This is a genomic window from Pseudostreptobacillus sp. (genome assembly GCF_977040545.1).
Map to the genome: position 1 here is coordinate 1 of NZ_CDRRBS010000077.1, position 5,454 is coordinate 5,454.

At 25.5% G+C, this 5,454-nt stretch carries 8 protein-coding genes; all 8 read right to left on the reverse strand.

Features of this window, described 5'->3' with window-relative positions; translation table 11 throughout:
• Positions 1 to 1,204, reverse strand: a 1,204-nt coding sequence (locus tag ACWYO2_RS04670) for a YhfT family protein (protein WP_455515330.1), incomplete at its 3' end; no start/stop codon positions are given.
• Between the two features lie 9 nt (positions 1,205 to 1,213).
• Positions 1,214 to 1,561: a DUF2620 domain-containing protein gene (locus tag ACWYO2_RS04675; RefSeq protein WP_455515331.1), complete on the reverse strand. Its 348-nt coding sequence runs from the start codon at positions 1,559 to 1,561 to the stop codon at positions 1,214 to 1,216.
• Positions 1,558 to 1,917, reverse strand: a complete 360-nt coding sequence (locus ACWYO2_RS04680) for a PRD domain-containing protein (RefSeq protein ID WP_455515332.1) — start codon at positions 1,915 to 1,917, stop codon at positions 1,558 to 1,560. Before ACWYO2_RS04680 ends, ACWYO2_RS04675 begins: the two co-directional genes overlap by 4 nt.
• Positions 1,918 to 1,976: 59 nt before the next feature.
• Positions 1,977 to 2,885, reverse strand: coding sequence for a GntR family transcriptional regulator YhfZ (gene yhfZ, locus ACWYO2_RS04685; RefSeq protein WP_455515333.1), 909 nt, complete (start codon positions 2,883 to 2,885; stop codon positions 1,977 to 1,979).
• 113 nt (positions 2,886 to 2,998) lie between these two features.
• A complete protein-coding gene (locus ACWYO2_RS04690; protein ID WP_455515334.1) occupies positions 2,999 to 3,730 on the reverse strand; it encodes a hypothetical protein in 732 nt (243 codons plus the stop codon).
• 96 nt (positions 3,731 to 3,826) lie between these two features.
• Positions 3,827 to 4,627, reverse strand: a complete 801-nt coding sequence (locus ACWYO2_RS04695; protein ID WP_455515335.1) for a MetQ/NlpA family ABC transporter substrate-binding protein — start codon at positions 4,625 to 4,627, stop codon at positions 3,827 to 3,829.
• 1 nt (position 4,628) lies between these two features.
• Positions 4,629 to 5,273 (reverse strand): methionine ABC transporter permease, encoded by a 645-nt coding sequence (locus ACWYO2_RS04700; protein ID WP_455515336.1) that lies wholly within the window; start codon positions 5,271 to 5,273, stop codon positions 4,629 to 4,631.
• Positions 5,273 to 5,454, reverse strand: a 182-nt coding sequence (locus ACWYO2_RS04705; RefSeq protein ID WP_455515337.1) for an NIL domain-containing protein, incomplete at its 5' end; no start/stop codon positions are given. The genes ACWYO2_RS04700 and ACWYO2_RS04705, both read right to left, overlap by 1 nt.

The window sequence follows — 5,454 nt, forward strand, 5'->3', positions numbered from 1 at the left end:
ATGGTTTTTTAGATGATTTATTTAATAAATAAAATCCTATTACAAATAAAAATCCTAATCCATTTCCTCCAGCCATATTATTACAAGCTATCATAGCACCAACTAAAATTGCTACTTCTAAAACTTTTGTCATACTTGTTCTTATTTGATCTCCACAAGCTTTTATTCCTGGGAATTTATCTAATAATTTAGCAATTTGTTCTAATAAAAGTATTTCTAATGATAAAGTTACAGCTCCAATTATAAATGCAAGTATAGGATTTTTTATAAATATACCTATTGCAAACACAAAAGTCAATCCAGTTGGCCCATAAACACCTGTTGTTATAGCTGTTGTAGCCACTAAAGGAATAAATCCAATAGTTCTTGCTAAAGCCACTATTCCTGCGTCAGACATTTTACCCTCTTGTATTAAATTTAAAGAAATAGGATCTCCTGCTAACATATTTAAACTTACAGCAGAAGCAACAAGTCCACCCATTATAGAAAGTATAATTATATTTTTCTTAACTTTAGCAACTCTTTCTGAAAAAATCCCTAACAATTTTGTATTTGAACCTGTTGATTCTGTTTTATCCATAATAGCAAATACTAACATTACAACTATACCAACAAATAAAGCTATACCATCAGAATTTAATGAAATTGTAGCTTCACCTACACTTATTTTTCCAAAAATAGAAATTAATTGTCTTACAATTAATACAATAAATAATGAAAATACTCCTTTTTTAACTCCATATTGATACCCAATAACCAAAACTGGAAATACAGCAAATGCTACTATAATAGGGGTTCCCATTTCTGATAAATTAGGTAAAAAATTAACAGGAAGTTTAGCAAATAAATCAACTATAACCTGTAAACCTAACACTAAACCTATACCATATATAGCTCCAGATACAGCAGAAAAAATACTACCTTTATTATCATTTTTAAATGCTGTACCTATTATATCTGTACCTAATAGTATACTGTGTATAAGTATTATACTTTTACCTATTGAAAATGGTATTCCAAATCCAATAACCAACCCAAAACTCAAAGCAAAACTTGTTGCAAGTAATGATTTCCTATCCAATCTTCCTTCTAAATGTTCTGGAACTAATGGTCTTAGTCCGTCATTAAATACAGCAATTCCTTTATTAGCTAATATTGAAGCTAATCCTGATAACATTGCAATCAAAATAATTTTAATAAACATAAACTCCTCCTATAAATATTTTTTTATCATTTTTATTGAAATTTCTGCTGAATTCGGAGTAAATCCAAATGCTTTTTTCCCTTTTTTTATTCCTTCTTCTACTTCACTTTCAGTTAAAATATTTCCTGGACTTGCAACTGTTAAACATAAATCAGAACCTAATATTGCAATAGCCATAGCAAGTGCGCCACCACCACCAGTATTACAGGCTCCAAAATAATAATCATAATTCCCAAGCTTCATTTCCATAGCAGCATCTATATCTGATTTTATATCAATTTGTGCTTCACTGAACTCTTTTTTTAAAATTTCTGCTACGTTTTCTTTATCAATCTGTCCTCCAACTACAATTTTCATTCTTTTTCTCCTTTCAATAAATTTATTAAATGCGCTAATATATACCCTTTTTCATTTTCATTAATTTTTCCTAATATATTTTCAAAATCAAAATAGATTTTTTCTGCATTATTATATTCATTAAAAGTTTTCAATTCTTCTAAACTTTCTTCATCTAATTTTTCAATAATTTCACCTTTATTTAATCTATTTATGTACATTACGATATGAGTAATTAACATTGAACCATTATCTTCATTAATATTAATTCTTTTAACTTCAAAATATTTAATTACTTTAATAACTTTTTCATAATTTTCTTGAGACAACATACCTGTATTTTTAAATATGTTTAATCTTAATAATAATTTTTCCATAATTCCTCCTAATCTTTATTATAATTTTCATTTTTTTGAATATTTGTTATAAAAAATTATTAATACCTCGGTATCATAATTTTATTAACTACTTTATTTTGAATTTCTTTAATTTCATATTTATTTAATACTTGAAGTAACAAACTTTCAATAAATTTATTATTTGAATTTATTACAATACTTGCAACATTTGCTTTTTCAAGATATTCTTTATCTTCTAAATCTATTATATTAACTTTTTCTATTTCCTTGTCTTCTATATCATCCATACTTATTATTGCTTGATCTATATTATTATATAATATTTCTCTTAAAATATTATCTGAATTTATATTCACAAATTCACAATTTGTATTCTTAAAATATCTTTCAGATAAAAAATATTGATCTTCTGAATTTTTATCTATTCCTATTCTTAAATTTTCATTTTTTAAATTATTTGTTATTAAAATGTGTTTTGATACATATGATTCATTACCAAAATCTAAAACTTTCTTAATTTCTTTTGTTTTAAAATTAATATATGCTAAATCAGACATAATTGCAAAATCATAAATTTTCTCCTTTAACATTCTAAGACGTATTCTAGAACCTTGCATATATGCAAAATAGAAGTTAATACCTGAATTTTCAAAAGCAGATTTTATTGCAGTGGCTAGTCCTTCATATCTTTTAGAATAAGGTAACGGCATCACACCAACAATAGATTTTAAAGAAGAACGAAGTATTAATTTATTTTTATTTTTAGATTTTAAAATTTTTCCTAATACACCTTTTTTTTCTAGAAGAAAAACATTTTCATCCTCCAATTTATCAAATGCTTTTTGTATACTTCCAACAGATATTCCCAAACTATCAGAATATTCTTTAACTGATTTAACTTTTTCACCAATTTCTAAACATAATAAATCTCTTGATATGGCTATAATCGCTATATCTACCTTATTTATAACTTTAACATCTTCCATAATACCAACTTTTCATTATTTTGAATATTTGTCCTTTCAATAAATTATACCCCATTTTATATAATAGTCAATATCTTAAATTAAAAATTTCCTTATATAAAGGAAATTTAAATCTAATAATTTATTCTAGTTCCTATTGCTCCACCAAAATTATTTGGATATGATAATTCACCTTGAATAAATACAATATCTTTATAGCCAACACCTAAAAATCCTTTTGCATCTAAATGTAATTGCATAGGATATTTATAAGTACTTCCATTAGTATTTTTATGTGTTTTAGAAAAATAATCTGAAAAATATGTATTTATACCAGCTTTAGCTCCTATATATACATTAAAATTATCTAATTTCTTTTCTATTTTAGTAGTTACAAATGGATTTATATATACACCATCAAAATAAAGTTCATCTATATTATTAGTTATATTTTTTATAGAAACTTCTAAATCTTTTGCTTCTTCTTTTTGTGAAGGATCATTTTTTATTTCTTCTAATCTTTGTTTAAATTTCACCAATGTATTACGAGCTTCCGTTATATAACCTTTTCTCTCTTTAACATCTGTAACTTTAAAATATCCTCCATTTAATCCAAGTCCAATATCAAAATTTAAATCTTTAACTACTTCCATTTTTTTATAAGCTTCAATATCTAAACCTAAATTATATTTTTTACCATAATTATCTAAATCATGAACTATTTCATTGTTCTCTCTTATATTTCTACTGACTTTAACTGGCATTACTCCAGTTCCACCATTAAATTCGAATTTAATCTCTAATTTATCATTTGCAAAAGAAATTATACCTAAATATAACAATAATAATATTTTATTTTTTAACACTGCTTCCTCCTATTTTTTTCTTAATTATAGCATAATTGTAGTTTTAAAAACAACATAAAAAAACACCTAGAGTTTTCTAGGTGTTTAAAATAGTATTTAGAATGCAGGAACTACTTCTCCATCATATTTTTCTTCTATGAATTTTTTAACTTTATCAGATTGTAAAGCTTTAACTAATTTTTTTACTCTCTCATCATTTTCATTACCTTTTAATACAGTAATAATATTTGCATAAGGTGAATCTTTTCCTTCAACAAAGACTACTTTATCCTTAGTTATTCCACCAGCTAAAGCATTATTAGTATTAATAATAGCTAATGCTACTTCCGATAATCTTGGTGATATTTGTTCTGAATTAAGAGCAGTTAATTTTAAATTTTTTGGATTTTCTACTATATCACTGATATCAGAATCAAGTTTTGTTTTATCCTTTAATTTAATAATTCCTTCAGCATCAAGTAATATTAAAGCTCTTCCACGATTAGTTGGATCATTTGGTATTAAAACTTCATCACCATCTTTTAATTCTTCTTTAGACTTAATAGTTGCTGAATATCCTTTTAATGGTTCAACATGTATAGCTCCTACACTTACCATTTCTATATTATTTTCTTTACCAAACTCATTCATATATGGTATATGTTGAAAGAAATTAGCATCTATACTTTTATCCTTTAATTGTAAATTTGGTTGAACATAATCATTAAAGACTACAATCTCTAAATCTACCCCTTCAGCTTTAAGATCATCTTTAACTAATTCTACAAGTTCTTGATGTGGAACTGGAGAAACCCCAATTATTAATTTCTGATTTTCAACAGGTTTTTCCTCAGACTTTGCTCCACATGATACTGCTATAACTGCAGTTACTAATCCTAATAATAGTTTTTTAAACATACTACTTACCTCTCTTTTCTTCTATTTTTTTTACAATTCTAGTTCCAATAAACTGTATTATTTGAACTAATATTATCAATAACAATGTTGATAAATACATTAATTTATAGTTACCTCTTTGAAATCCCTCAACTACTGCTAAATTCCCAAGACCTCCACCACCTATAATTCCAGCTATTGCAGAATAACCAACAAGTGAAATTATAGTTAAAGTTATACCATTTACTATGCTAGGTAGTGCTTCCGGAATGAGAACTTTAAGTATAATTTCATAAGTTGTAGCTCCCATAGATATGGCCGCTTCAATCAATCCATAATTAACTTCATTTAATGAATTTTCTATAATTCTAGCAACAAAAGGAGCAGATCCTATAGATAAAGGTATAACAAATGCCGTTGTTCCATATGATTTACCCACTATAATTCTTGATAAAGGTATAAGTAAAATAATAAGAACTACAAATGGTATAGATCTTGTAATATTAACTATAATTAAATCTATAATCTTATTTGCAATTTGATTTTCTTTTATACCTCCTTTTTTACTAATTGAAAGATAAATTCCTAACGGAACACCTATAATACTTGCTATAATTATTGAAAGTACTATCATATATATAGTTTCATATATCGACTTTATTATCATTAGTTTATAACCTCCACTTCTAATTTATGTTCTTTTAACCATTCTATAACCTCAGTTATTTCATCAGCTTCTATTTCTAATATTAAATGACCAACTTTAGTATCATTACTTAAAGTATCTATAGCTCCTCCAAGTATATTAATATCTATATTAAATTTACGCGTAAGAACAGATACATATG

Coding starts and splice junctions, on each gene's coding strand:
- ACWYO2_RS04680 (WP_455515332.1), bottom strand. CDS start 1,917: ATGGAAAAATTATTATTAAGATTAAACATATTTAAAAATACAGGTATG.
- ACWYO2_RS04700 (WP_455515336.1), bottom strand. CDS start 5,273: ATGATAATAAAGTCGATATATGAAACTATATATATGATAGTACTTTCA.
- ACWYO2_RS04695 (WP_455515335.1), bottom strand. CDS start 4,627: ATGTTTAAAAAACTATTATTAGGATTAGTAACTGCAGTTATAGCAGTA.
- ACWYO2_RS04675 (WP_455515331.1), bottom strand. CDS start 1,561: ATGAAAATTGTAGTTGGAGGACAGATTGATAAAGAAAACGTAGCAGAA.
- yhfZ (WP_455515333.1), bottom strand. CDS start 2,885: ATGGAAGATGTTAAAGTTATAAATAAGGTAGATATAGCGATTATAGCC.